The sequence below is a fragment of the Streptomyces sp. AC558_RSS880 genome (assembly GCF_019049255.1).
Lineage (GTDB): Bacteria > Actinomycetota > Actinomycetes > Streptomycetales > Streptomycetaceae > Streptomyces.
The window spans coordinates 44,962-65,277 of record NZ_JAGMUJ010000016.1 but is presented as its reverse complement, the minus strand read 5'-3'; the positions used below and the strand labels follow the sequence as shown (position 1 = coordinate 65,277).

Annotated in this window: 19 protein-coding genes and 1 pseudogene; 13 read left to right on the top strand and 7 right to left on the bottom strand. The window is 69.5% G+C overall.

Features of this window, described 5'->3' with window-relative positions; genetic code table 11:
- Positions 1–59: 59 nt before the first annotated feature.
- The gene (locus tag KUM38_RS06715; protein WP_217128341.1) at positions 60–1,274 is read right to left on the bottom strand and encodes a serine protease; all 1,215 of its coding nucleotides are present in this window, start codon (positions 1,272–1,274) and stop codon (positions 60–62) included.
- A gap of 315 nt (positions 1,275–1,589) precedes the next feature.
- Between KUM38_RS06715 and KUM38_RS06710 the strand changes: the two genes are divergently transcribed.
- From KUM38_RS06710 to KUM38_RS06695, 4 genes are all read left to right on the top strand, one after another.
- On the top strand, positions 1,590–2,804 hold the full coding sequence (locus tag KUM38_RS06710; protein ID WP_217128382.1) for an aminotransferase class III-fold pyridoxal phosphate-dependent enzyme: 1,215 nt from the start codon (positions 1,590–1,592) through the stop codon (positions 2,802–2,804).
- 48 nt (positions 2,805–2,852) lie between these two features.
- Positions 2,853–4,700 (top strand): IucA/IucC family protein, encoded by a 1,848-nt coding sequence (locus tag KUM38_RS06705; RefSeq protein WP_217128340.1) that lies wholly within the window; start codon positions 2,853–2,855, stop codon positions 4,698–4,700.
- Positions 4,595–5,266, top strand: coding sequence for a GNAT family N-acetyltransferase (locus KUM38_RS06700; RefSeq protein WP_217128381.1), 672 nt, complete (start codon positions 4,595–4,597; stop codon positions 5,264–5,266). Before KUM38_RS06705 ends, KUM38_RS06700 begins: the two co-directional genes overlap by 106 nt.
- A gap of 229 nt (positions 5,267–5,495) precedes the next feature.
- Entirely contained in the window at positions 5,496–7,484 is a 1,989-nt protein-coding gene (locus KUM38_RS06695) for an ATP-dependent DNA helicase (protein ID WP_217128339.1), read from the top strand.
- A 166-nt stretch (positions 7,485–7,650) separates the two neighbouring features.
- Here the strand turns inward: KUM38_RS06695 and lexA are convergent, their stop codons facing one another.
- Positions 7,651–8,430 (bottom strand): transcriptional repressor LexA, encoded by a 780-nt coding sequence (gene lexA / locus KUM38_RS06690; RefSeq protein WP_030227721.1) that lies wholly within the window; start codon positions 8,428–8,430, stop codon positions 7,651–7,653.
- A gap of 520 nt (positions 8,431–8,950) precedes the next feature.
- Here lexA and nrdR point away from each other — a divergent pair.
- Both nrdR and KUM38_RS06680 read left to right on the top strand, forming a co-directional pair.
- Positions 8,951–9,517: a transcriptional regulator NrdR gene (nrdR, locus tag KUM38_RS06685; protein WP_217128338.1), complete on the top strand. Its 567-nt coding sequence runs from the start codon at positions 8,951–8,953 to the stop codon at positions 9,515–9,517.
- 165 nt (positions 9,518–9,682) lie between these two features.
- Positions 9,683–12,577: a vitamin B12-dependent ribonucleotide reductase gene (locus tag KUM38_RS06680; RefSeq protein ID WP_217128337.1), complete on the top strand. Its 2,895-nt coding sequence runs from the start codon at positions 9,683–9,685 to the stop codon at positions 12,575–12,577.
- A gap of 98 nt (positions 12,578–12,675) precedes the next feature.
- Here KUM38_RS06680 and KUM38_RS06675 read toward each other — a convergent pair whose 3' ends face one another.
- The gene (locus tag KUM38_RS06675) at positions 12,676–13,209 is read right to left on the bottom strand and encodes a TerD family protein (RefSeq protein WP_217128336.1); all 534 of its coding nucleotides are present in this window, start codon (positions 13,207–13,209) and stop codon (positions 12,676–12,678) included.
- Between the two features lie 156 nt (positions 13,210–13,365).
- On the opposite strand from KUM38_RS06675, the gene KUM38_RS06670 reads away from it, so the two are divergent.
- The 3 genes from KUM38_RS06670 to KUM38_RS06660 all read left to right on the top strand — a co-directional run bounded on the left by KUM38_RS06670 (position 13,366) and on the right by KUM38_RS06660 (position 15,517).
- Complete coding sequence (locus KUM38_RS06670; RefSeq protein WP_073930647.1) at positions 13,366–13,971, top strand: YdbC family protein; 606 nt, start codon at positions 13,366–13,368, stop codon at positions 13,969–13,971.
- A gap of 118 nt (positions 13,972–14,089) precedes the next feature.
- Positions 14,090–14,722, top strand: a complete 633-nt coding sequence (locus KUM38_RS06665; RefSeq protein WP_217128335.1) for a histidine phosphatase family protein — start codon at positions 14,090–14,092, stop codon at positions 14,720–14,722.
- A gap of 243 nt (positions 14,723–14,965) precedes the next feature.
- The gene (locus KUM38_RS06660; protein WP_217128387.1) at positions 14,966–15,517 is read left to right on the top strand and encodes a hypothetical protein; all 552 of its coding nucleotides are present in this window, start codon (positions 14,966–14,968) and stop codon (positions 15,515–15,517) included.
- Positions 15,518–15,585: 68 nt separating this feature from the next.
- On the opposite strand, the gene KUM38_RS06655 is transcribed toward KUM38_RS06660, so the two are convergent.
- The 3 genes from KUM38_RS06655 to KUM38_RS06645 form a co-directional block, all read right to left on the bottom strand.
- A complete protein-coding gene (locus KUM38_RS06655; RefSeq protein WP_217128334.1) occupies positions 15,586–15,906 on the bottom strand; it encodes a hypothetical protein in 321 nt (106 codons plus the stop codon).
- A gap of 117 nt (positions 15,907–16,023) precedes the next feature.
- Positions 16,024–16,173 (bottom strand): hypothetical protein, encoded by a 150-nt coding sequence (locus KUM38_RS41615; protein ID WP_254396782.1) that lies wholly within the window; start codon positions 16,171–16,173, stop codon positions 16,024–16,026.
- A 315-nt stretch (positions 16,174–16,488) separates the two neighbouring features.
- Positions 16,489–16,722: a transposase family protein gene (locus KUM38_RS06645; protein ID WP_254396781.1), complete on the bottom strand. Its 234-nt coding sequence runs from the start codon at positions 16,720–16,722 to the stop codon at positions 16,489–16,491.
- Positions 16,723–17,184: 462 nt separating this feature from the next.
- On the opposite strand from KUM38_RS06645, the gene KUM38_RS06640 reads away from it, so the two are divergent.
- The 4 genes and pseudogenes from KUM38_RS06640 (at position 17,185) to KUM38_RS42835 (ending at position 19,231) form a co-directional block, all read left to right on the top strand.
- A complete protein-coding gene (locus tag KUM38_RS06640; protein ID WP_217128333.1) occupies positions 17,185–17,793 on the top strand; it encodes a hypothetical protein in 609 nt (202 codons plus the stop codon).
- Between the two features lie 654 nt (positions 17,794–18,447).
- Complete coding sequence (locus KUM38_RS41610; protein ID WP_254396794.1) at positions 18,448–18,558, top strand: transposase family protein; 111 nt, start codon at positions 18,448–18,450, stop codon at positions 18,556–18,558.
- A 24-nt stretch (positions 18,559–18,582) separates the two neighbouring features.
- A pseudogene (locus KUM38_RS41605) lies at positions 18,583–19,092 on the top strand (ISAs1 family transposase); the annotation flags it as partial.
- A 13-nt stretch (positions 19,093–19,105) separates the two neighbouring features.
- Positions 19,106–19,231, top strand: a complete 126-nt coding sequence (locus KUM38_RS42835) for a hypothetical protein (RefSeq protein ID WP_302181178.1) — start codon at positions 19,106–19,108, stop codon at positions 19,229–19,231.
- A gap of 143 nt (positions 19,232–19,374) precedes the next feature.
- Here KUM38_RS42835 and KUM38_RS06630 read toward each other — a convergent pair whose 3' ends face one another.
- Positions 19,375–20,307, bottom strand: coding sequence for a hypothetical protein (locus KUM38_RS06630; RefSeq protein WP_217128332.1), 933 nt, complete (start codon positions 20,305–20,307; stop codon positions 19,375–19,377).
- Between the last annotated feature and the right edge of the window lie 9 nt (positions 20,308–20,316).

Below are 20,316 nucleotides of genomic sequence, written 5' to 3'. Positions count from 1 at the left end.
AGTGCCGGGGCCCCGACCGGCCCCGCGCGCGCGGCGGCACGCGGGACCGGTCGCGCCGGTCACTGACCGGCGAACTTCTCGCTGACCGCGTCGTACAAGCCCTTGGCCTCGTCATCCAGTCGCGGACCGGCCAGCCAGCCCGACGTCACCGGGCCGATGGAGGTGTTGGACACCAGCGCCGGCTTCCCGTCCGAACCCGTCGCGACCCAGCCGCCACCGGACGAACCGGCGGTCATGCTGCACCCGATGCGGTACATCGTCGGGTCCGACGCGCCGAGCGACAGCCGTCCGGGCTTGTCCTGGCAGCGGTACAGCGTCTGGCCGTCGTACGGCGGGGCGGCCGGGTAGCCGATCGCCGTGATCTCCTCCACCTCCGGCACCGCGGGAGCGTCGAAGTCCACCGGCAGCGCCGAACCGACCGTCTCCTCCAGCGACTTGCCGTCGCTGCCCTTCTCCGGCGTCACATGGATGACCGCGTAGTCGTACGAGGCGCCGTCACCGCCCGTGGAGCCGCCCTGCTCGATCCACTGGTCCGAGGTCTGCGCCCAGTCACCCCACCAGACGCCGTACGGAGCGACCTCCTCCTTCGTGGCGGTCTCCAGCTCCTTCGCCGACCTGCCCGCGTCGTTGTACGACGGCACGAAGGCGATGTTGCGGTACCAGCCGCCCTTCTTGCCCGCGTGCACACAGTGGCCCGCCGTCCACACCATGTTGGACTTGCCCGGGTTGGCCGGGTCCTGCACCACCGTGGCCGAGCAGACCATCGTGCCCTCGGGCGAGTCGAAGAACACCTTGCCCGCCGTGGGGGCGTTGGCGTGGTACGACGGCGCGACGGCCTCCGCCTGCACCGGCTCCGGAGTCGGGTCCGTCACGCCCTGGTCACCGGAGATGTCGCTCTCGTCGACCCCCTGGTCCGGCTCCTCGGCGTCCCGCATGCGGTCCGGGTCCCACAGGTCCTCGATGATCGGGTTGACGTAGTCCTGCGCCTCGCGCAGCCAGTCGTCCTTGCTCCAGTCCTTCCAGGCGCCGTCCCTCCACTTGTCGAGGTCGATCCCGTGCTCCTTGAGCCGGTCCTTGATGTCGTCCGGGATCTTGAGCTTGCCGTCGTCGGCAGCGGTCGCGGAGGCCCCGGCGCTCGCGTCGGCGTCCCCCGACTCGCAGGCGGTGGCGGTGAGGGCGAGCGCCGAGGCGAGTGCGACAGCGGCCAGAACGGGGGAGGTCCGGCGCGCCCGCCCTCCTCGGCGAGTGGTGGACGACGGCCGTATGGATCGCATGATCTGACTCCCCCTGGAACGAACGGACTTGGTGCTTCGGCCGTGGTCCCGCCCCTGGTCCGTACGGAGTTCGGGGACGCTCCCACGGCCTTCGGGAACGGCACCACACACTATGCGCTCGCTGTGGGGGACGTCAGACGGAACGGCAACGGTTCGGCTACAAGCCGCCTGACCTGGTCGATCTTCCGGAGATACGCCGATTTGAGGCCGGTGGCCCCCGAGTTGCCGGCCCATGGGCCGGGATCCCGGAGCGACCCGTAACCCGGTGGGTGGTCCGCGGTTGGTAGCGGTGGGGGATCCGCTGCCCGCACCCGGATTCCCCGTGCCGTGGTGCGGCGGGAACACAGGGGAGGACCGAGGACGGTGGCGCAATCCACGTACGAGGGGCGAGGGACCGGTGTCCTGCCGGTCGTCCCGGTGCGGGCGCGCGGGATGACCATCGAGGGCGCGGACGGCCGGCGCTATCTGGACTGCCTCTCCGGTGCGGGGACCCTCGCGCTCGGGCACAACCACCCCGTCGTGCTGGAGGCGATCCGCGGCATCATCGACTCGGGCGCGCCGCTCCACGCCCCCGGCCCGGCGACCCCGGTGAAGGACGCCTTCGTCACCGAACTGTCGCGCACCCTGCCCCCCGGGCTCGCCGAACGCGCCCGCGTGCGCTTCTGCGGACCGGGCCGTGACGACGCGGTGGCCACCGCCCTCCGGCTCGTACGGGCGGCGACCGGACGGGCCGGTGCCGAACTCGCCGACCACCGGACGGAGTCCGCGCTCGGCGACACCGCGTCGGATGTGCGCCGTCCTGCCGGGGCGATCGTCGAGCCCGTGCGGGACGACGGCGGGGTGCTCCCGGCGCCGGACGCCTGGTTGCGGCGGCTCACGGCCGACCGGTCCGTCCCGCTGATCGTCGACGAGACGCTCACGGGGGTCGGACGGACCGGCACCTTCTGGGCCGTGGAGCGCAGCGGCATCACGCCGGACGCGATGGTGCTGTCCGCGGCGATCGGGGGCGGCCTGCCCCTGGCCGTCGTGGTCCACCGCGACGACCTCGCCCTGCCCGCCTCCCGCATCCACACTGGCAACCAACTCGCCCTGGCGGCGGGCACGGCGACCCTCGCCCACGTCCGCGAGAACGGTCTCGCCGGACACGCGGCCGCCCTGGGCGCCCGCATGCTGAGCCGGCTCCGGACGCTCGCCGGTGAACTCGCCTGTGTGGGGGACGTACGGGGGCGGGGGCTGCTGATCGGGGTCGACGTGGTGGACCCGGAGGCGCCGTCCGACGGCACACCCCGGGACCGCGCCGCGCCCGGACTCGCCGCCGCCGTACGACGGGAGTGCCTGCGACGCGGTCTGATCATCGGCCTCGGCGGCCCCCTCGCGAGCGTCGTACGACTGCTCCCGCCCTTGACGGTCACGGAGGAACAGGCGGCCGCGGTACTGGACCGACTCGCCGACGCCCTCCACACGGCGGCCCGTGACCACCCGCACGGGGAGCCTCGCGTCTCCGGCCGCCGTCACGCACGGACGGGCTGACGACACGAATCCCCCTCCCGTCACCGCACCACTTTCCGAGGACCCGCCTTGCACACGACCCCCGCACCGGCCGACCGCACGAACCCCGTGGCTCCCCACCGGGAGACAACGCCGCCCGGCACCGAGCGGCCCGGGAGCACCGGCACCGGCCTCCTGGACCACCCCGACCCGCGCCGGACGGCCCACACGGCGGCCCTGGAGAACCTCCTGCGCTGCTGGGCGCGCGAAACCGGCCTCCCCGCCCCGGAGGGCGACACCCTGCACCTCCCCCTGCCGGCCAGCGGCACGGCCTTGCTCGTCCCCGTGCTCCACTGGTCCCCGACCGGTTGGCACCGCTTCGGCCCTCCCCGCCTGGCCGATGCCCCGGCCCTCGCCCCACCGGTCGACGCCGTCCTGCTCGCCGCCCTCCTCAGCAGGGAGAACGCCGGCATTCCGGAACCGGTACGTCCCCCGGCGGGTGACGGCACCGACCTGGTCGCGCGCGTCGCCGACTCCGTACGGCGTGTCACCGCCTTCGTCAGCGACCGGCGGGCGAACACGGCCGACCATCCCGACCTCTTCCTCGCCGCCGAACAATCACTCGTTCTCGGGCATCCGCTGCACCCGGACCCGAAGAGCCGCGAGGGCCTCTCCGACGCCGAGGCACAGCGGTACTCTCCCGAGTCGCGCGGCTCCTTCCCGCTGCACTGGATGGCTGTCGCCCCGTCCCTGCTCGCCACCGACTCCGCCTGGACCGAGCGCGGACGCCCCGTCCCCGCGGCCCGCCTCACCGCACGTCTCGCCGGCCCCGGACTGCCGCTGCCCGACGGCTACGCGGCTCTCCCCGTGCACCCCTGGCAACTGAGCCAGGTCCGCCACCGCCCCGAGGTCGCCGCGCTGCTGGACGCCGGCCTGCTCCGCGACCTCGGTGGCCACGGTGCCCCGTGGCACCCCACCTCCTCCGTACGCACCGTCCACCGGACCGGCGCCCCGGCCATGCTCAAGCTGTCCCTGGGCCTGCGCATCACCAACTCCCGCCGGGAGAACCTCCGCAAGGAACTCCACCGGGGGGTCGAGGTCCACCGCCTGCTGCGCACCGGACTGTCCCGGCGGTGGCGGGCCGCGCACCCCGGCTTCGACATCGTCCGGGACCCGGCCTGGATCGCCGTGGACACACCGGCCGGCGACCCCGTGCCCGGACTCGACGTGGTGATCCGGCACAACCCGTTCCAGCCGCACGACGACGTCGCCTGCGTCGCCGGACTGCTCTCGCCTCGGCCCCGCCCCGGTGGCCGTACGGGATCCCGGCTGGCCGAGATCGTCACCCGCCTCACCGGTCGCACGGGGCGACCGTCCGCGGCCGTCGCCGCCGAGTGGTTCCTGCGGTACCTGGAACACGTGGTGCGACCCGTGCTGTGGCTGGACGGAGAGGCCGGCATCGCCCTTGAGGCGCATCAGCAGAACACCCTGCTGCTGCTGGACGCCGACGGCTGGCCCGCGGGCGGACGCTACCGGGACAACCAGGGCTACTACTTCCGCGCGTCGCGACGCGCGGAACTCGACGCCCGGCTGCCCGGCATCGGCGAGCACAGCGACACCTTCGTCTCCGACGAGGTCACCGACGAACGCTTCGCCTACTACCTGGGCGTCAACAACGTCCTCGGGCTCATCGGCGCCTTCGGCTCCCAGCGCCTGGCCGACGAACGTCTGCTGCTCGCCGCCTTCCGCTGGTTCCTCACCGACGTCTCCACCGGACCGGCCCGGACGCGCAGCACGCTGCCCGCCCGCCTGCTGGACTCACCCGTCCTGCGCTGCAAGGCGAACCTGCTGACCCGGCTGCACGGCCTCGACGAACTCGTCGGCCCGGTCGACACCCAGTCCGTCTACGTCACCATCGCCAACCCCCTGCACCCGTGATGTCCGACCACATCGGCGACTGGGGCCCGGCCCGCACTCCCGCGGGCCTGTTCCGGCTCGTCCCCGTCCGGATCGAGCGGGATCTGCCTCTCCTGTCGCGGTGGATGAACGACCCGGCCGTCGCCGTGTACTGGGAACTCTCCGGACCGCCGGCCGTGACGGCCGGCCACCTGCGGGCCCAGCTCGCCGGTGACGGACGTAGCGTTCCGTGCCTCGGCGTCCTGGACGGTACGCCGATGAGCTACTGGGAGGTCTACCGCGCGGACCTCGACCCCTTGGCCCGCCACTACCCGGCCCTGCCCCACGACACCGGACTCCACGTCCTCATCGGCGCCGCCGGCGACCGGGGGCGGGGCCTCGGCAGCGTCCTGCTCAGAGCGGTCGCCGACCTCGCCCTCGCCAGGAGGCCCGTCTCGCCGCGCGTCGTCGCGGAACCCGACCTGCGCAACATTCCCTCCGTCACCGCCTTCCTCAACGCAGGCTTCCGCTTCTCGGCCGAGGTCGATCTGCCCACCAAGCGGGCCGCCCTCATGGTCCGGGACCGCTCCCTGCGTCATCTGATGTAGCGCTCCGTCACTGTGCTCTCACAACTGGTACACCGCTCACGCCGCCGCGGTTCCCACTCGCGCCGCGGCGGTTTCCCGGCCACCTGCCCCGGCACGGCCTGTCCGTGCCACGCCCCAGCAACTCTTCAGTCCTCACCCCACCCGACAGAGGAGCCCTCGTCTTGATCACATCCCCAGCCTCCGCAGTGATCGCACGAATGTCAGTGCCGGGCCGTAGGGTGGTCGCGCTATGACGAAGCCCTCACTCCCCGAACTCCTGCACGCCGCCGTCGCCGCCGTCGGCGGCACGGAGCGCCCCGGCCAGGTGGCCATGGCCGAAGCCGTCGCCGAGGCGATCGACGACGGAGCCCATCTGCTGGTCCAGGCCGGCACCGGCACCGGAAAGTCGCTGGGCTATCTGGTGCCCGCGCTCGCGCAGGGGGAGCGGGTGGTGGTGGCGACGGCCACCCTGGCCCTGCAGCGCCAGCTGGTGGAGCGGGACCTGCCGCGCACGGTGGAGTCACTGCATCCGCTGCTGCGCCGCCGCCCGGAGTTCGCGATGCTCAAGGGCCGCTCCAACTATCTGTGCCTGCACCGGCTGCACGAGGGCGTGCCGCAGGACGAGGAGGAAGGGCTCTTCGACCAGTTCGAGGCGGCCGCGCCCACCAGCAGACTGGGCCAGGACCTGCTGCGCCTGCGCGACTGGTCCGACGAGACGGAGACCGGCGACCGGGACGACCTCACGCCGGGAGTGTCCGACCGGGCCTGGTCCCAGGTGTCGGTGTCGTCACGGGAGTGCCTGGGCGCCACCAAGTGCGCCTACGGCGCCGAGTGCTTCGCCGAGATGGCCCGTGAGCGCGCCAAGCTGGCCGAGGTGGTCGTCACCAACCACGCCCTGCTCGCGATCGACGCCATCGAGGGCGCCCCGGTGCTTCCGCAGCACGAGGTGCTGATCGTCGACGAGGCCCATGAGCTGGTCTCCCGGGTCACCGGAGTCGCCACCGGGGAGCTCACCCCCGGGCAGGTCAACCGCGCGGTGCGGCGCGCCGCGAAGCTCGTCGACGAGAAGGCCGCCGACCAGCTCCAGACCGCCGCCGAAGGATTCGAACGGCTGATGGAGCTGGCCCTTCCGGGCCGACTGGAGGAGATCCCGGAGGACCTCGGATACGCGCTCATGGCGCTGCGCGACGCCTGCCGCACCGTCATCTCCGCCCTCGGCAACACCCGCGACAAGTCCGTCCAGGACGAGGACGCGGTCCGCAAACAGGCGCTGGCCTCCGTGGAGAGCGTGCACGACGTGGCGGAGCGGATCACGCACGGCTCCGAGTGGGACGTCGTCTGGTACGAGCGGCACGACCGTTTCGGGGCGTCCCTGCGCGTCGCCCCCATGTCCGTCTCGGGCCTGCTGCGGGAGAAGCTCTTCACCGACCGCTCCGTGATCCTGACCTCCGCGACGCTGAAGCTGGGCGGCGACTTCAACGGCGTGGGAGCGTCCCTGGGGCTCGGTCCCGAGGGCGCCGAAGGCGATGACCTTCCCCAGTGGAAGGGCGTCGACGTCGGCTCGCCGTTCGACTACCCCAGGCAGGGCATCCTCTACGTCGCGAAGCATCTGGCGCGTCCGGCCCGTGACGGTGACCGCGGGGACATGCTGGACGAGCTCACCGAGCTGATCCAGGCGGCGGGCGGCCGCACCCTGGGGCTGTTCTCCTCGATGCGGGCCGCCCAGCTCGCCGCCGAGGAGCTGCGCTCCCGCATCCCGGAGTTCCCGATCCTCCTCCAGGGGGAGGAGACGCTCGGCGAACTGATCAAGAACTTCGCGGCCGACCCGAAGACCTGCCTCTTCGGCACCCTGTCGCTCTGGCAGGGTGTCGACGTACCGGGTCCGAGCTGTCAGCTGGTGGTCATGGACAAGATCCCCTTCCCGCGCCCGGACGATCCCTTGATGAGCGCCCGCCAGAAGGCCGTGGAGGAAGCCGGCGGCAACGGCTTCATGGCGGTCGCCGCCACCCATGCGGCGCTGCTGATGGCGCAGGGCGCCGGCCGTCTGGTGCGCGCCTCGGGCGACCGGGGCGTGGTGGCCGTACTGGACCAGCGGCTGGCCACTGCCCGGTACGGCAGCTATCTGAAGGCTTCACTGCCCGACTTCTGGTACACCACGGACCGCAACCAGGCCAGGAAGTCGCTGGCCGCGATCGACGCGGCGGCGCAACGGGCGGAGGCCGGGACGACGGAGCAGTGAGTGGGTGGCGTGCCGCGGCACGCCACCCACCGGAAGCACACGTCACCCACCGGAAGCGGCGGCCGCAGTCGGTCCGTCCGGACAGCACAGGACCCCGGAACCGGCGCAGGGGTCCCGGGGCCCGGTCAGGGGCGGGGCGGCCGTACGGGCCGGCCCCGCGCCGTGCTCAGACGCGCCGCAGAACGGCCACCACCTTGCCCAGAATGGTCGCGTCGTCGCCCGGGATCGGCTCGTAGGCCGCGTTGTGCGGGAGCAGCCAGACATGGCCGTCCTCCCGCTTGAAGCGCTTGACGGTCGCCTCGCCGTCGAGCATGGCCGCGACGATGTCCCCGTTCTCGGCGACCGGCTGGCGGCGGACCGTCACCCAGTCGCCGTCACAGATCGCGGCCTCGATCATGGAGTCGCCCACGACCTTCAGCACGAACAGCTCACCGTCACCGACGAGCTGCCGGGGGAGGGGGAAGACGTCCTCGACGGACTCCTCGGCGAGGATCGGGCCACCGGCGGCGATACGGCCGACCAGGGGCACGTAGGACGCGGCCGGCTTGCCGGCGGTGTCCGTGGGCTGCACGGAGGCGGCCTGGTCGGAGCCGCGCACCTCGTAGGCGCGCGGGCGGTGCGGGTCGCGGCGCAGGAAGCCCTTGCGCTCCAGGGCCATCAGCTGGTGGGCCACGGAGGACGTGCTGGAGAGACCGACCGCCTGGCCGATCTCGCGCATCGACGGCGGGTAGCCGCGACGCTGCACCGAGTCCCTGATGACCTCGATCACCCGGCGCTGGCGGTCGGTGAGTCCGGAGCTGTCCGCCCGGATGCCGGGAGGTCGGCCCGGCAGGGAGCGCTTGTGCCCCTCGGGATTCGTGGCTTCGTTCATCGCGTGTACCGGCTCGATCCGGCCCTGGGGGCGGTCCTGGGCAGTGATGGCGGCACTGTCTGCGGTGGTGGTCACGTCGGCCCCTCTCGATGGTCTCCCTGCAGCACAACGGTAGTTGCTTTCGAAAGGTTGCGCCAAACACACGTTCGAGTGAAAAATCGCGAATCGTCGTACGCCATCTCTCGTCAAGGTGTATCGGTCGCCGTGCTTCCCGCCGGGTGAACGGGCCAAGGGTTGTACTCTTCACCGCTGAGGCGATGACCTCGCGGTTGCGGGCCTCAGTCTGCCATCGGGTACTCCGTGGCGCGTGAAGCGGTCCCGCTCTCTTCGGGAGTCGCACACCCCCTCCCCGCCTCCGGCACGGCGTCCCCCCATCGTCCGGCGTGTCCTGCCCGCCCCGACGTGCGCGACACGCGTGCAGTCGTGGATGTATGAGTCAATCACCACATCTAGTGGTTGGATTACGGCAGCAGCCCAGAAGTTGTGGTCCCCCGGGTCTTCGGGCCTTTCGAGATCGCCTATGCTGGTGCTGCTTCGTGAGGCCCGAGAGGCCCCGCGAGGCCATCGAGTCTGCTGTGAGGAGGGTTGGGAGTTCATGCACTGCCCCTTCTGCAGGCACCCCGACAGCCGTGTCGTCGACAGCCGTACGACCGACGACGGCACGTCGATCCGCAGGCGCCGCCAGTGTCCGGACTGCTCCCGTCGTTTCACGACCGTGGAGACGTGTTCGCTCATGGTGGTCAAGCGGTCCGGAGTCACCGAGCCCTTCAGCCGCACCAAGGTCATCAACGGGGTGCGCAAGGCGTGCCAGGGGCGGCCCGTCACCGAGGACGCCCTCGCCCAGCTCGGGCAGCGCGTCGAGGAGGCGGTGCGGGCCACCGGAAGCGCCGAGCTGACCACCCACGACGTGGGGCTGGCCATCCTCGGCCCGCTGCAGGAACTCGACCTCGTCGCCTATCTGCGGTTCGCGTCCGTCTACCGGGCGTTCGACTCGCTGGAGGACTTCGAGGCCGCGATCGCGGAACTCAGGCGGGCGGAGCGGCCCGCCGCGGACGACAGGCACGACGGGGACGGCGAGGGAGCCGCCCCGGGGGGCCAGGAAGACGACAGCGGGTCCGGCGGGGCCGTCCAGGTCCCCGCGCCCGCTCCCGCCGCCGGCTGACCGGCGGGCCGGCCCGGCGCGCCAGACGCGGGGGCCGGCCGGGCGGCGGCGATGAGAAGACCTGTTGCGGGCGGATGAGTGGGTGCCCGCAGCACCAGACAGAACACCGTGCCACGGGAACAATCGGGGCACTTCAGGGCGTTTTCGCCCGTACAGGGAGGCGGCATGACAGAGACGGCGAGCGGTCCGGCACGGAGTTCCCGAGCCAAGAGCAACAAGGCCGGCAAGGGACTGCGTATCGAGCGCATCCACACCACTCCCGGAGTCCACCCGTACGACGAGGTGGCCTGGGAGCGCCGTGACGTCGTCATGACCAACTGGCGCGACGGCTCGGTCAACTTCGAGCAGCGCGGCGTCGAGTTCCCCGACTTCTGGTCGGTGAACGCGGTCAACATCGTCACCAGCAAGTACTTCCGGGGCGCCGTGGGCACCCCGCAGCGCGAGACCGGCCTCAAGCAGCTGATCGACCGCATCGTGAAGACGTACCGGAAGGCCGGTGAGGACCACGGGTACTTCGCCTCGCCCTCCGACGCCGAGATCTTCGAGCACGAGCTGGCGTACGCCCTCCTGCACCAGATCTTCAGCTTCAACAGCCCCGTGTGGTTCAACGTGGGCACGCCCCAGCCGCAGCAGGTCTCGGCCTGCTTCATCCTGTCCGTCGACGACTCCATGGAGTCGATCCTCGACTGGTACAAGGAAGAGGGCATGATCTTCAAGGGCGGTTCCGGCGCCGGCCTGAACCTCTCCCGGATCCGCTCCTCCAAGGAGCTGCTGTCCTCCGGCGGCAACGCCTCCGGCCCGGTCTCCTTCATGCGTGGAGCCGACGCCTCCGCCGGAACGATCAAGTCCGGCGGCGCCACCCGCCGCGCGGCCAAGATGGTCGTCCTCGACGTGGACCACCCGGACATCGAGGACTTCATCGAGACCAAGGTCAAGGAAGAGGAGAAGATCCGCGTCCTGCGCGACGCGGGCTTCGACATGGACCTGGGCGGCGACGACATCGCCTCCGTCCAGTACCAGAACGCCAACAACTCGGTTCGCGTCAACGACGAGTTCATGCGGGCGGTCGAGGAGGGCGGCAAGTTCGGCCTGCGCGCCCGGATGACCGGCGAGGTCATCGAGGAGGTCGACGCCAAGGCGCTCTTCCGCAAGCTCGCCGAGGCCGCCTGGGCCTGCGCCGACCCGGGCATCCAGTACGACGGTGTCATCAACAACTGGCACACCTGCCCCGAGTCCGGCCGGATCACCGCGTCGAACCCGTGCAGCGAGTACATGCACCTGGACAACACGTCCTGCAACCTGGCCTCGCTGAACCTGATGAAGTTCCTCAAGGACGACAGCCAGGGCAACCAGTCCTTCGAGACCGAGCGCTTCCAGAAGGTCGTCGAGCTGGTCATCACCGCGATGGACATCTCGATCTGCTTCGCGGACTTCCCGACCCAGAAGATCGGCGAGAACACCCGCGCCTTCCGCCAGCTCGGCATCGGCTACGCCAACCTCGGCGCCCTGCTGATGGCGACCGGCCACGCCTACGACTCCGACGGCGGCCGCGCCCTCGCCGGCGCCATCACCTCCCTGATGACGGGCACGGCGTACCGGCGCTCCGCCGAACTCGCCGCGATCGTCGGCCCGTACGACGGCTACGCCCGCAACGCCGACGCCCACAAGCGCGTCATGAAGCAGCACGCCGACGCCAACGGCACCGCCGTGCGCATGGACGACCTGGACACCCCGGTGTGGGCCGCCGCCACCGAGGCCTGGCAGGACGTGGTCCGCCTCGGCGAGAAGAACGGCTTCCGCAACGCCCAGGCGTCCGTGCTCGCCCCGACCGGCACCATCGGTCTGGCGATGTCCTGCGACACCACCGGTGTCGAGCCCGACCTGGCGCTGGTGAAGTTCAAGAAGCTGGTCGGCGGCGGCTCGATGCAGATCGTCAACGGCACCGTCCCGCAGGCCCTGCGCCGCCTGGGCTACCAGGAGGAGCAGATCGAGGCGATCGTCGCCCACATCGCCGACCACGGCAATGTGATCGACGCCCCCGGCCTCAAGCACGAGCACTACGAGGTGTTCGACTGCGCCATGGGCGAGCGCGCCATCTCCCCGATGGGCCACGTCCGCATGATGGCCGCGATCCAGCCCTGGATCTCCGGCGCCATCTCCAAGACGGTCAACATGCCGGAGACGGCGACCGTCGAGGAGGTCGAGGAGATCTACTTCGAGGCCTGGAAGCTGGGCGTCAAGGCGCTCGCCATCTACCGCGACAACTGCAAGGTCGGTCAGCCGCTCTCCGCGAAGACCAAGGAGAAGGAGAAGGCCGAGGTCACCGAGAAGGCCGAGGAGACGATCCGGGCCGCGGTCGAGAAGGTGGTCGAGTACCGCCCGGTCCGCAAGCGCCTCCCGAAGGGCCGCCCGGGCATCACCACCTCCTTCACGGTCGGCGGCGCCGAGGGCTACATGACCGCCAACTCCTACCCGGACGACGGTCTCGGCGAGGTCTTCCTGAAGATGTCGAAGCAGGGTTCGACGCTCGCGGGCATGATGGACGCCTTCTCCATCGCCGTCTCGGTGGGCCTCCAGTACGGCGTGCCGCTGGAGACGTACGTCTCGAAGTTCACCAACATGCGCTTCGAGCCGGCCGGTATGACGGACGACCCGGACGTGCGGATGGCGCAGTCGATCGTCGACTACATCTTCCGCCGCCTGGCGCTGGACTTCCTGCCCTTCGAGACGCGCTCCGCGCTCGGCATCCACTCCGCCGAGGAGCGCCAGCGCCACCTGGAGACCGGTTCGTACGAGCCCTCCGACGACGAGGTCGACGTCGAGGGCCTGGCCCAGTCGGCACCGCGGGCCCAGGAGCTGAAGGCGGTGTCCACGCCGAAGGCCGAGGCCGAGGCGGTCAAGCCGGCCCCGAAGCAGGCCCACACCAGCGCCGAGCTGGTCGAGATGCAGCTGGGCATCCAGGCCGACGCCCCGCTGTGCTTCTCCTGCGGTACGAAGATGCAGCGCGCCGGTTCCTGCTACATCTGCGAGGGCTGCGGCTCGACCAGCGGCTGCAGCTGACGCGGCTGACGCATCCGGGCGCTGCCCGGGTGTGAGGGAACGGCTGAGGGCGGTGGTGCCGGTGTTCCGGCGCCACCGCCCTCGGTGTTCTTCGTGGGTCAGGCCCGGCGCGACGTCCCCATCGCACGGGTGAAGGTCGCCGGGTCGCCCTCGAAGCCCTGGACACCGGGGCGGAACTCCCAGGGCCCCGACCCGTCCCGGACGAACTCCGCGACCGTCGCCGCCGTGGCCCCGAGGACACCGCCGAAGTCGTCCTCGGCCAGCACGGTGTACCCCTCGCGGATGCGCAGACCGGGGTTGCCCACCCCGGAGAACGTCCGCCGCCCCTGGTGCTGCTGTATGACGACGCCGACCACCACGCGCGCGTACCGCTGGTCGAGCCGGTCCAGTTCCAGCGTCATGACCTCGTCGTAGCCGAAGCCCTGGCCGTCCTTGCTGTCCCGGTTGAGCGTGATGGTGCCGTCGGGAGAGCGACTGTCGAAGTGCACCACGTAGGCGGGATCGCCGTGCGGGGCGTCCGCCGGATAGGGCGCGGCGACGAGATCCAGGTCGGTGGAGGGCTGCCCCGACGGACTCGGGTCCCACCTCAGCGAGATCTCGACCTTGCGGATGCCCTTGTTGAGGCCGTTCACCAGTCTTCCCCTTCCCCGTGGCCGTCCTACCGCTCACCCCAACTGCCGGGCGTTCCCGACAGGTTGCCCATCCTGCCACGCGCGTGGTGGCGGATGCCGGTAAGCAGTCACCCCGAGGGTGACCGGCGCCACGCTCCCTGGCCTTACGATGGCGCGGTGCTGGTCAAGTGGATTCGCTGCACCGTGGTGGACCGCCGCGGGTTCGAGCGGGGGCAGCGGAAGTGGGCGGGGCTTCTGGGGGAGCCGGGGTTTCGCGGGCAGGGCGGAGGCTGGAGCCGGGGGCGGCCGGACGTGGCGCACATCTTCTCCTTCTGGGAGAGCCGCGCCTTCTACGACTCGTTCATGGCCCGCTCCCACGACCGGCTCGCCTCGGCCCAGTCGGGCACGTTCAAGGACGCCCAGGTCAGGCTCTTCGACCACCGCTTCGACGTGAAGACCGGCTTCGAACCGCGTTTCACGGACGCCGACCTGCTCAGGGTGGCGCTGTGCCGCGTGCACGAGGAGCGGTCGGAACACTTCGTGCTGATGCAGGAGAAGGTCTGGAACCCGGCCATGGCCGGATCGCCCGGCATGGTCCGGGGACTGTTCGGAGAGGCGCCCGGGCACGAGTTCCTGGTGCTGTCGATGTGGCGGTCGGCCGCCGAGCACGGCAAGTACCGCACCGAGCGGGTGGAGCGCCTCGCGCTGAGGGCGCAGACGGAGGCCGACGTCGCGGCCCTGGCGGGGGACATCGTGGAGATGGAATCGGCCTGGACGGTGTGATGTCCGGGCACGCAACGGTGCACGCCGGCGTGACGCGGGGTGCGGGATGTGTGTGACCTACGCCGTATGGGGCCCGCACGAGTGCTCGTCCGGCCGTCACTCGATCTAGGGTCTTGGCATGGCACGACCACGGCGCATCGTCCTTGTCCGACACGGCGAATCAACGGGCAATGTTGATGACTCCGTCTACGAGCGCGAACCCGATCACGCCCTGGCCCTGACCGGGCGGGGCAGACGGCAGGCGGAGGAGACGGGTGAGCGGTTGCGGGAACTCTTCGGCCATGAGCGCGTCAGCGTCTACGTCTCCCCCTACCGCCGCACGCACCAGACGCTGAGCGCCTTCCGGCTCGACCCGGGGCGGATACGCGTGCGCGAGGAACCGAGGCTGCGCGAGCAGGACTGGGGCAACTGGCAGGACCGTGAGGACGTGCGTCTGCAGAAGGCCTACCGGGACGCCTACGGGCACTTCTTCTACCGGTTCGCCCAGGGGGAGTCCGGAGCCGACGTCTACGACCGGGTCGGCGGCTTCCTGGAGAGCCTGTTCCGCAGCTTCGAGGCCCCCGACCACCCCCCGAACGTCCTGATCGTCACCCACGGTCTGGCCATGCGGCTGTTCTGCATGCGGTGGTTCCACTGGACCGTGGCGGAGTTCGAGTCGCTCTCGAACCCGGGGAACGCCGAGATGCGGATGCTCGTTCTGGGGGAGGACGGCAAGTACACCCTCGACCGGCCCTTCAAACGGTGGAAGTAGGGCACCCCTTGAGTTTTCGGTGCTTCTTCCCGCCTGACCTGCGCGAACGGGCCTACCCGAAGAACCAGGTCCTGGAGTCGCGGCTCCTCACCGGGCAGAACTGTCAGTAGGACCACGCGAAGAGCCCCGACTACCCGGGCGGGGCTCTTCCTTGCTTTCACGGGACCGCTGGAGCCGCCGGCCGCGCCGGTCACCCCCGCGCACCCGTCGCCTCCCGCACCGGAGAGCCCGAACGACGCCAGCATGGCCATGCTTGTCCGGACCGGAGACCTGCGCCTGCTGCTGCTCGGAGAACTGGAACCCCCGACCTTACGGGTCCTGGCGCGATCCCCGCCGCCCGGCGACTGTCTGGTGCGGGCGTCCTCAAGGTCGCCCACCACGGGTTCACTCGAACGTATCCACTTGAGGGTTCTCGGCATCGACTTCCGAGACCACCAGCGGCCTGCCGGTGCTGCGGATCAGACTGGTCATCCAACGACGATGGAGGGGCGCGTGGGCTTCAAGAAGATCCTCACGGTGAAGCTGGAGATCGAGGTCAACAATAAGGTGACCCGAGAAAGCCGCTTGAGGGACACGTACGAAGACGTGGTGACAGCGGCCATGGAGGCGGCTCGCGCCAACATGCCAGAGGACAGCATCAAGCAGATCACCACCCACGCGCGGTGGGAGTACCGCCAGTGGGACCCGACGCCGACCATCTATCCCGAAGGTAAGCGGGAGGAGATCGAATTTCTCGATGAGGATGAGATCGAGGACTTCACGGACGAGGACTTTGTCCTTGAGGAAGAGAGCTGACCACGCGAAGAGCCCCGACCGCACGGACGGCCGGGGCTCTTCTGCCCGCACAGGGAACGGGGGAGCCGCTAGGGCGTGACCCCGTGAGGGAGCGTGGGGGTGGGGGAGTGCTGGTCCACGAGGTCGTCCAGCGCGTGGAGGAAGGCGGTGTGGGTCCCGGCGTCCTGAGCCGCCTGAACCACCTGGTCCAGGAACTCGTACGCCTGCTCGTCCGTGAGGTCGCTCAGCCAGGGGAACGCACTGCTGTGCGGACGTCCGGGCTCCGTCAGTAGGTCGTCCCAGGCGAAGTTCGGAGATTTCCACAGCAGGGTCACGCCGCGCTCCGGGCAGTAGGCGCCCTCTTCGTCCTCGATCGGGAAGCCGTGCTCGCCGCTGACGCAGAGTGTCATCGCGCTCCCTCACGGCCCGGCGCGGAGCGGCTCCCCCGGCACAGTTCTCTGGGCAGTCCCGGCACTCCAGCGCGTGGCCGTAGAGGGCCTTGTACGCCTTCTCGTACTCCTCAGTCATCAGGCCGGCTCGCTCATCAGCTCAGCCCATACCTGCGTGCCCCAGCGGTAGAGGTCGGTGCCCCAGCGCTCGGCCAGGGCATCGACCAGGAGGAGGCCCCGGCCGCCGGTGAGGAGGTCGTCACCGGGCTTGGCCAGTTTCGGCAGCACGCGGGCCCTGTCGACGACCCCGATCCGTACGAACCGCTCACTGGGTTGATGACGACCCGGATCACGCGGCTGTTGGTGTGCTTGACCGCGTTGGTCACCAGCTCCGAGACGAGCAGTGTCGCGGTGTCCGTCAGGTCCTCCAGGTACCAGGCGGCTAGGCCGTTTCTGATGGCTCTTGGACGGTGTCGCGGAGCCAGATGACGATCGCTGTGACGGCCAGGACCGTTTCGGCAACAACGGGTCGACGGCCGCGCCGAGCCGTTCGAGCAGGGCCGGCGGTGCGTCGGCCACCCATTCACCCACCGCGATCAGGGATCACGCTCCGGCGAGGACCGCGCAGGCCGTCAGCGCCAGGAGCGTCACGAGAGGGTGCCGTACTCCCCGCGGATCACGCGGGTCCGGGGCCTGCGCGAGGCGTTCCAGCAGATCCGGAAGATCGCTCCCGGACACTTCCGGATGCGGTCTGAGCTGGTCAAAGGCAGGGGAGATCAGAGAGGATGCGCCGGCAGACACGGCCAGTCCAAGGTCACAGAGCGTAGAGAACTTCATGATCGCGGACGTCCGTGCCTGCTGTGTACCGAACCCCGCCCGACATGACGAGGCGTCAGCAACCGGGCGTCAGCCGACCATGCCGAAGTCCTGACCGAAGAGGGCGCGGCAGTACGCGACTTCCTGTTGGCTTCCGCTGCGCTCTTCGAGATGCACGACGAATGGATCGCCTTACCGCGCCGTCACCTCCCCGAAGGTGATATGGGTGATATCTGCCGTAAACTAACTCTTAGTTCCTCCGTGCTACCCAACGCACCGAAATGCAACCGCCAGTTGATCCCCAACGCCATGACGAGGGACACTACCTGGCGGATGCGTGTTCCCGACCGAGTAGCACTCGCTTCGGTATCCTCCCGTACGGGTCATCGGAGGCCATTTACCCAGAGATTATTGGGCAGTTGACCTCAGGGTTTCGTGATAGCGTCCTTGTTCGGAGGGACAGTGCAACCTGAAAGGGAAATCGTGAACACGGAGAAGATCGCCGCTCGCCGCCTCTCGCTGGAAGAGGTGACGAAGCTCGGCGTGAAGGACAGGATCTTCGTTTCCGCCGACACGGCAGAACTCAAGCTTCCCGACTGCTATGTCCCTGCTTTTCTGACCAAGTCCGGTGAGGATTTCGAGGGCGGCTCGATCACGGCGAGAACCGTATTCCAGGAAGAGGTCTCCTGCCTTCCCGACGACGAGAATGAAGCCGGAATCTACTTGGCCGACGAGAACGGCTCGGTGACCATCGAGGTCCTCCAGTCCGCCGGTGTCGTGCTGGACCTGGCACTTTTCGTCCCTGGTGGGGACAAGGGGGCCCTCACGGCTCTTTACGCTGCGGCCCGGCAGGCGTTCGGCGCCGACGTCGTGCAGATCTGGCGCCAGGGCCTCAAGGAGGTTCCCGACGTGAAGGTCGACATCTTCGAGGAGCAGATTCCCCGGGGGCGCAAGGGGAGCGACAGCCCCAAGCGTGACCGTCGCGCGATCGACACCTACCCCACCCGTGCGGACTTCATCGAGTTCTCCGCGGGGTGGAAGCCGGTCGTTGAGATTCACAGGCCGATTGTCGACGACACCCCGACCATCTGAGGCGGCGTCACCTCTCGTCTCGGCCTGAGAGAACGCCGAGAACACATGCGCCGGACCCGGTCGACCCCTGAGAACCGTTCGCGAATCCGGAGAGCGACAAGAGCGCTTGGACTGATGCGCGAGTTGTCGCCGGAGAGGTGAAGGCCGGGACAGAACGACGGGGCCCGGTTCTAGCGTGTGGACTGTCCAGCCTCGAAGTTTCGTGACGGTCCGCCGACGGAGTCGGTGGACCGTTTTCGTGCCGCGGGCTGAGGCTGTGCAGGCCGAGGGCCCGAGTGTCGTCTCGGGATGGCGCCGGATTCCGCTGCTCCGGGTGTTGGGGTGCTGTCGAAGGGACGGGGAATTCGCTGGTCAGCCAGGGTCGGGCAGTTGGGTGAGCCGGTCGAGGGCTGCGGTGCTGTGACCGGTCCAGGGCCAGGGCTTCGGCGTGGTCGCCGGGCGTCCGGTTCATAACGATCTGCCAGGTTGACCCGCCGTAGAGAGCGGAACAGGCACGGCCTCCAAGATCATGGAGTTCTCGACGCCCCGTGACCTGCCTGGAAGACCGTGCCTGCCGAAGCGTCATCGCTGATCCCGCCTCCCCTTGACCAACTCCGCGAGCATCCCGAGGCCGCGCCGGAAGAAGTGCCCGGGTTGCTGGACCGCCTCGCCCAGATGCCCGATCCGCGTGATCCGCGTGGAGTTCGCCACGCGCTGGTCGGCGTTCTTGCCCTGGCCGCCTGCGCGGTGCCGGCGGGGGCGACGTCGCTGCTCGCGGTCGGCTGATGGATCGCCGACGCCCCGCCCCACGTGCTGGAACACATCGGTGTGCGGCTCGACCCTCTGTTCCCCGGGCGGTCCCTGCCTGCGGAAACGACGGTCCGACGACTGCTGGCCCGGGTCGACGGCGACACGCTGGACCTGGCGATCGGCCGCTGGCTCGCCGACCGCCGCAACCGAGCCGAGGGCCGGCGGCGCGGCCCGGCGGTCGACGGCAAGAGCCTTCGCGGAGCGGCCAGGGCCAACGGCCGCAAGATCCACCCGCTCACAGCTCCGGACCACACCACCGGCCTGGTCCTGGCCCAGCTGGACGTGCAGGAAAAGACGAACGAGATCACGTGCTTCCAGCCGCTGCTGGAGTCCGTGGCCGATCTGGCCGGGGTGGCCGTCACCAGCGACGCCCTGCACACCCAGCGCGAGCACGTCGACTACCTTCTCGGTCGCGAAGCCCACTGCATCGTGATCGTCGTCAAGGGCAACCAGAAGAAGCTTCGCAAGCAGCTCAAGTCTCTACCGTGGACCAAGATCCCGTTGCAGGGCCGAGTGAGGGGCAATGGCCACCTGGCGCAACCTCGCCATCGGCGCTCTGCGGCTGGCCGGCGTGACCGACATCGCCGCCGCCCTGCGACACAACGCCCGCGACACGGACCGCCCGCTCGCCCTGCCTGGGCTCAAGTGATCACGAAACGGACGTCCGCCGATTACGCCGAAGCCCTGGGGGTCAAGGGGGACCTCCTTGCGTGGGTGAGCGCAGGGAGACCCGTGCGCGGGTATGGACATGCGAAAGTCCCGGCCAGGGAGCCGGGACTCAGACTTGATGGCTCAGATTCCGTGCGCCTCGGCCGCAGGTGTGATTCGGACGCGCTGGTTCCAGTACAGCTCGTACAGATCGGTGACGGTCAGTGTTCCCACGTGTGCCTTCGACGCCGTGATCTCCTCAATGCCGTTCAGATCAAGTCTGCAAAAGGGGCAGGAGAGGTTGTCTGGTATCAGGGTCGATTCTTTGATGTCGCTGAGAGGAAATCTCACCTGCGCTCGCCCGTTGCAGGCCGGGCAGATGGTTTGTATGAGCACGGTGATCAGTTCGTCCCCGCCATGCCATAGTGCCAAAATAAGGAGGGCGGTATCTGTGTCTGCGTTGAGTAGCGGGTTCTGGAGGATCTGCTCCTTTGTGCCTTCAGGTAGATCTTTGAAGCGGTCGTCGAAGAGGTGGCGCGCCTGCTTGATCCGGATCTCTACGTCCCGCTGAATGGCGTTACGCTGCTTGTCGACTGCCGCGCCTATGGTGCTCGTCCAGCGCCCCCAGAACTGCTCGGTCGACATACCGATGTCCGTCAGCAGGACCGCGATGGTCTCGGCGAGCGGGGGCAGGAGCGATTTGGCCTCGTCGCCCACGGTCGTGTGGGCGGTGCCGTTGCGGAGTTCGATCAGCTTGTCGAGCTGAGGACTCGGGGGAAGAACGTCCAGGCTGCGTAGCCGCCTGATGGCGTCCTTGGCGCCCACGGTTCGGATTTTGTCCGCATCCATGTCCAGGTGGCCGCCGAAGTACAGCAACAGGTCTGGGTTCCCCTTGTTCATGTCCAAGAGGTACACGGGGTTCCTCTTGACCAGAGCGGCCTTGGCGAGCCTCTCGACGGCGACTCCGCCGTGGAGGGCGAACTCGTCGTACTCGCCGTGCCCGTGGTCGTCCATAGCCCGGTGTGAGGCCTTCCTGGCGCCCTTGAGGAAGCTCTCGAACGAGAGGGAATCGTCCATGAAGGGACG

Excerpts from the sequence above, each read along its gene's own strand:
- KUM38_RS41610 (WP_254396794.1), top strand. The coding sequence starts at position 18,448 with ATGCCCGATCCGCGTGATCCGCGTGGAGTTCGCCACGCGCTGGTCGGC.
- KUM38_RS06680 (WP_217128337.1), top strand. The coding sequence starts at position 9,683 with ATGACAGAGACGGCGAGCGGTCCGGCACGGAGTTCCCGAGCCAAGAGC.
- KUM38_RS06645 (WP_254396781.1), bottom strand. The coding sequence starts at position 16,722 with ATGAAGTTCTCTACGCTCTGTGACCTTGGACTGGCCGTGTCTGCCGGC.
- nrdR (WP_217128338.1), top strand. The coding sequence starts at position 8,951 with ATGCACTGCCCCTTCTGCAGGCACCCCGACAGCCGTGTCGTCGACAGC.
- KUM38_RS06660 (WP_217128387.1), top strand. The coding sequence starts at position 14,966 with ATGGCCATGCTTGTCCGGACCGGAGACCTGCGCCTGCTGCTGCTCGGA.
- KUM38_RS06630 (WP_217128332.1), bottom strand. The coding sequence starts at position 20,307 with ATGGACGATTCCCTCTCGTTCGAGAGCTTCCTCAAGGGCGCCAGGAAG.
- KUM38_RS06695 (WP_217128339.1), top strand. The coding sequence starts at position 5,496 with ATGACGAAGCCCTCACTCCCCGAACTCCTGCACGCCGCCGTCGCCGCC.
- KUM38_RS06715 (WP_217128341.1), bottom strand. The coding sequence starts at position 1,274 with ATGCGATCCATACGGCCGTCGTCCACCACTCGCCGAGGAGGGCGGGCG.
- KUM38_RS42835 (WP_302181178.1), top strand. The coding sequence starts at position 19,106 with ATGGCCACCTGGCGCAACCTCGCCATCGGCGCTCTGCGGCTGGCCGGC.
- KUM38_RS06655 (WP_217128334.1), bottom strand. The coding sequence starts at position 15,906 with ATGACACTCTGCGTCAGCGGCGAGCACGGCTTCCCGATCGAGGACGAA.
- KUM38_RS06665 (WP_217128335.1), top strand. The coding sequence starts at position 14,090 with ATGGCACGACCACGGCGCATCGTCCTTGTCCGACACGGCGAATCAACG.